This is a genomic window from Sphingobacteriales bacterium (assembly GCA_012517435.1).
Classification (GTDB): domain Bacteria; phylum Bacteroidota; class Bacteroidia; order CAILMK01; family JAAYUY01; genus JAAYUY01.
Genome location: JAAYUY010000175.1, coordinates 1 through 5,339, shown reverse-complemented (window position 1 = coordinate 5,339; position 5,339 = coordinate 1). Strand labels below are relative to the sequence as shown.

The 5,339-nt window shown below is 40.0% G+C and carries 4 protein-coding genes; 1 reads left to right on the top strand and 3 read right to left on the bottom strand.

The window, feature by feature from the left end; genetic code table 11:
• Positions 1 to 2,808: T9SS type A sorting domain-containing protein (locus tag GX437_10125; GenBank protein NLJ08014.1), on the top strand; the 2,808-nt coding region annotated here is incomplete at its 5' end.
• Between the two features lie 427 nt (positions 2,809 to 3,235).
• Here the strand turns inward: GX437_10125 and GX437_10120 are convergent.
• From GX437_10120 to pstB, 3 genes are all read right to left on the bottom strand, one after another.
• A complete protein-coding gene (locus tag GX437_10120; GenBank protein NLJ08013.1) occupies positions 3,236 to 4,342 on the bottom strand; it encodes a cytochrome-c peroxidase in 1,107 nt (368 codons plus the stop codon).
• Positions 4,343 to 4,417: 75 nt separating this feature from the next.
• Positions 4,418 to 5,092 (bottom strand): phosphate signaling complex protein PhoU, encoded by a 675-nt coding sequence (phoU, locus tag GX437_10115; GenBank protein ID NLJ08012.1) that lies wholly within the window; start codon positions 5,090 to 5,092, stop codon positions 4,418 to 4,420.
• A gap of 10 nt (positions 5,093 to 5,102) precedes the next feature.
• Positions 5,103 to 5,339 (bottom strand): phosphate ABC transporter ATP-binding protein (gene pstB, locus GX437_10110; GenBank protein ID NLJ08011.1); only part of this gene is annotated, 237 nt, incomplete at its 5' end.

Below are 5,339 nucleotides of genomic sequence, written 5' to 3'. Positions count from 1 at the left end.
GTGAATGCCAGCGGAACCAACCCGCTGACTTATGAGTGGTATTTCAAAAACAATAAGATTTCAGGTGCCACATCAAGCACATATAGCATAAATTCTGTTGATACCTCTGATGCAGGTGCTTATTATTGTAAGGTGATTAATAGCTGTGGCACCGACCAGTCGAGCACCATAGACCTGACAGTTAATCTGGCACCGTCTATTTCTTCACAATCTTCATCAGCCACACGTTGTGTGGGACAAAGTATGACTTTCAGCGTAACCGCCAGCGGAACAGGGCCTTTGACATACCAGTGGTATTATAACAACAGCAAGATTACTTCAGCTACCAACTTTACATATACCATTAATTCCGTAGCTACGACAGATGCAGGTAATTATTATTGCATTGTTACCAATTCCTGCGGAACCGCAACATCTTCCGTCATTACGCTGACGGTGAATACGGCTCCTGATATTAGCTCATTAAGTTCTTCCACTACTCAGTGCGAAGGCAGTTCAGTTACCTTCAACGTCTCAGCCACTGGAAGTTCTCCGCTTTCTTATCAATGGTATGATAAAAACGGGCAGATTAGCGGAGCCACCAATAACTTTTTAACCCTGAGTTCATTGAAAACATCCCATGCAGGTAATTATTACGTGATTATCAGCAATTCATGCGGAAATAAACAAAGCAATAATATTAATCTGACAGTCAATCAGTCACCAGTCATTACTGCAGCAAGTTCAGGGGCAACAAAGTGTGAAGGTCAGTCGATGACCTTTAGTGTTACTGCTACAGGAACTGCTCCTCTGAGTTATCAGTGGTATAAAGATGGGGTTGAGGTGTTTGGAGCAAAAAATAATACATATACCATTAACATACTGAATATCAATGATGCAGGAAGTTATTACTGCGTTGTCAGCAATAGTTGTGGAAATGCACAGAGCCTGCCTGCCACACTTAATGTTAACTCAAAGCCAAAACTTACCATGCTTTCTGCTTCTGATACAGTCTGTAGTGGTGGTAATCTCGTCTTAAACGTTTCTGCGACCGGAACTCTGCCTATCACTTATCAATGGTTTTTCAATGCTCAACCAATTCCTAATGCTACCAATAGTTTCTATTTTATCCCCAACCTGAAACAAAGTCATCAGGGGAATTATTACTGTGTTGCCACCAATTCCTGTGGAACAGACTTTACTTCCCCGATTTATCTGACTGTCAATGATCCGGTTACTATTTTGTCTCAATCACAGGATATCAGCCAGTGCGAAGGGACATCAGCCGAGTTGTCTGTCAGCGCTACGGGAACAGGGCCGATAAGCTATCAATGGTACAACAGCAAGGGAAAAATAAGCGGAGCTACTTTCTCAAGCCTGAAATTCAACAGTCTGAGCCTGAATGACGGAGAGGTGTATTATTGTGAAATTACCAATCCATGTGGTACTGAATATTCAAACAATATGAAGCTGACTGTCAATAAAAATCCTGTCGTTAATATTGGCAATGATACCGTTTTCTGCAAAGGTTCGGGTGTGGTGTTGTCGCCAGGCTATGGTTATTTCTGCAAATGGAGTGATGGGTCCATTAATCCTCAGCTAAATGTTACAAAATCAGGAGATTATTATGTAGAAGTTACCGATCTGAACGGATGTAAGGCTGTCTCCAATACGGTTCATGTTTCAGTTCTTGAACCTTATAATGGGGAAGAAATTTGCGTGGTAACCAATGATCCATATACAGGTAAAAACCTGATTGCATGGGAAAGAACCAAAGGAAAACGCACAGCTTATTACAACATTTACCGTGAAACTACAGCTGCAGGAATTTATGAGAAAATTGGCAGCCTGCCTTTTGACAGCGTCAGTGTTTTCGTGGATGACAACTCCAATCCGAAACAGAGAGCCTATCGCTACCGTATTTCTGCAGTTGATTCATGCAACAATGAATCAGAATTAAGTAAACCTCATAAAACGCTTCATCTGACTGTAAATGCAGGTGTAGGTGGACAAATCAATTTAATCTGGAGTCACTATGAAGGATTTCCCTTCCAGACTTATCGTATTTACAGAGGAACTCATCCTGATTCTCTGAAATTGATTGATTCTATTCAGAGCAACCTGAATTCCTATACTGATTTGAATCCTCCGAAGTCCACCGTGTTTTACCAGGTTTCTGCCGTTAAAAACGATACCTGTTTCCCGACTATTTTCAGGGGAACCACCACGAGCAATTCAGGACCTTTCAGCCAGTCAACCTCTAATATAAAAGACTATAACATTACCCAATCAAGCTATCTTGACATTTATCCTAAAGAATTGGTTATTGATCAGGGATATGGAAGCGAAGGGGCTTTTGATTTGTTTACCAACCTGACCGACTTTAATGTTTCGTCATCTCAGGGCTGGTTAAATGTGTCAAAAGATATTGCCAATAACCTCATTCAGGTTAAGGCACTTGCCGAAAATACCTTTAAATATTCAAGGATTGCTTATGTCATAGTCAGTGCTCCGGGAGTTGCGGAACAGGTTCTGACTGTATATCAGCTTGGTACGGATGGAACCACAGCATTACCAGATGAAGTAACCAAAGGAAAGATGACTGTATTTCCCAATCCTGCAGATGGACAGGCAACCATTATTTTACCTGCTACGGAAAGCAGGATGGAAACCCTCACCATCACTGACATCAATGGAAGAATAGTCAGGCAAATGGCTGATATTGAGGGAAATATGATTGAGGTAAATACAGCCGGGCTGGCTACCGGGGTCTATTTTGTAAAGGTTGCTTCTGAAAATATTTATGTTGAAAAACTGATTGTTAAATAGGCTTTTTCAGCATTTCAGATAAAAGCTGACATTTATTTTTGGTCAGAGGATTGATTTTTAATCTTGAAGAAAGTCTGACTGCCTGTGCAGGGTTCATGAAGTTAAAGCAATGGGAAGTTTTCAGTTGGCACGGATAACCTGAAATCCTTAACCCGAAACCCAAAATTCGAAATTCGAAATCAGAAATCTGAAATCCGCAATCTTGCCTGTCTGCAGACATGTTCGAAATTCCAATCAGATTATTTACAGTATCAATATGCTCAAACTATAAGAAATAGACATGATAACAGAAGGCCATTCAATAACCCCCCCCCAAAACCAAGTCACGTAGGGACGACACAATTTTTTGTAAATTATTGATAAACAATTAACATCTTCAATTCAACAGTCAATATACACCTATCAGACTGTTACACTTCCATTAGGATTACTCCGGACAGCCGGTATCGAGATCGGGAGGGCGTTTAAAATCCGGATTACTGATAAATGTTGAATCGGTCAGGGTATGAAGAAAAGCAATCAAATCCTGTTTTTCATTTTCCTTTAATTGTGTTCCGCCATAAGCTATCCATTTCATCAACGGATCAACAGTAGGAGAGTAGAGCAGGCCTTCGGAATAATGATCAACAACTTCTTCAAGGGTTTTGAACCTCCCGTCATGCATGAAGGCATTTCGCAAAGCTACATTGCGTAGCGTAGGTGCTTTAAATGCCCCTATATCTGTCGGGTTTCCGGTTACTGCATACCGGTCGTCAATTTTATTAAATACACTGTCCAAAGCATTGTTGTAAAATAAATTGGTCGTTAGCAGGGCGGGATCACCATGACAATGAAAACAATCGGCTTTTTCAGACATAAATAATTGATATCCGCGCATTTCCTGCGGTGATAGGCTGGGGATTTCCTTTCTGATATACTTGTCGTATTTGGAGTTGTAGGAGACGAGTGACCGAAGAAATTGGGACAATGCCATCACAATTCTGTCGATGGTAATTTCTTCTGTTCCAAAGGCAGCTTTAAACATAGGCGGGTAGATGGGTATTTTTTTTAAGGTCTCTACCGCAGCTTTAAATGTTGTATTAAACTCAAAATCAAGTGAAAATACAATATACCCAACATCCTCGATACTTTTCAGACTTCCATTCCAGCCATAAGCCGGTAAATTGCGATATACCAGATTTACCAAAGGCAAAACTGTGTGTGGTGAACGAAGTCCTGATACACCTGTTCCTTTGCCGTCAGTTTCCGGACTGACAAATCCTCTCTGAATATCGTGACATTTATAGCACGACATCATTGAATCGCAATGGGTACGGCCATTCAGCCTTCCATCATAAAACAGGTATCTCCCGAGTTTCACACCTTCTCTGGTCATTGGATTGTAAGAAGGACTATTGTTAATAGTAGGGAAATATTTTGGTTGAGGCAACTCATAAGGTGTGGCAGCAGGTGTTTCAACAGGGTCTTTACATCTTGCCAGCAGCAATATGATTAATCCGCCAGCAATTAATAGGGGGATATATAAAGTTTTCATGATATGATTTTCAGCAAAGATTTTACCATTTTGCTTAAAAAAAAGTGTTTTTAAGCAACAGGGCTGAATGGTGAATCAGGATCTCTTTTGGTTTTTTTCCAGATGTTTCAGAACTTTAGCTTCAAGATAGAAAATGATTTCTTCCGCAATGTTGGTACATTGGTCACCCACGCGCTCAAGTTTGATAATGATTCCTCTGATGTCAAGGCCTTGCTCTGTTTTTTCAGGATGTTTTTTCAGAAAGTCAAGTATTTGATGTTTTGATGAAAGATTTATTTCATTCAAAACCTCATCACGCTTAAAGGCAAGTCGCGCCAGTTGAGTATTTTCATTTTCATAGGCAGTATAAAGATCAGTCATCATACCGATGGCTTCTTCAAACATGATAAGTGCTTGAGTATTGTCAACCAACTCATTATCAAAAGGTTCACTGGTATTAATGATCAGATTGGCGATTCCTTTTGCAATGTCTCCGATTCGTTCAAGATTATTGTTGATTTTTAAAACAGCGAGAATAAATCTGAGGTCTATCGCAACAGGGTTATTGGTAGCCAGAATATCTTCACAGTCCCGGTCAATATGAAGTTCAAAAGCATTGATTCGTTTTTCAGTATTATTGATTTCACGGGCAATGTCTTTATCAAACTTAATAAAAGCATCTTTAGCCTTATTCATTTGTGAGATAACAAGTTCCCACATCCGTGAAATTTCACTTTTGATTTTCCCTAATTCATTATCAATGTGTGTCATATAATTATTTTTATCCGAATCTGCCGGTAATATATTTTTGTGTAAGTTCTTTTTCAGGGTTGATAAACATGTCCTTTGTCTTGTTGCATTCTATTAATTCACCCAGATAGAAAAAAGCCGTCATTTCGCTGACCCGGGCAGCCTGCTGCATGTTATGGGTCACAATGATGATGGTATAACTTTGTTTAAGTTCATGAATCAGCTCTTCAATTTTACTGGTGGAAATCGGGTCAAGGGCAGAGGCAGG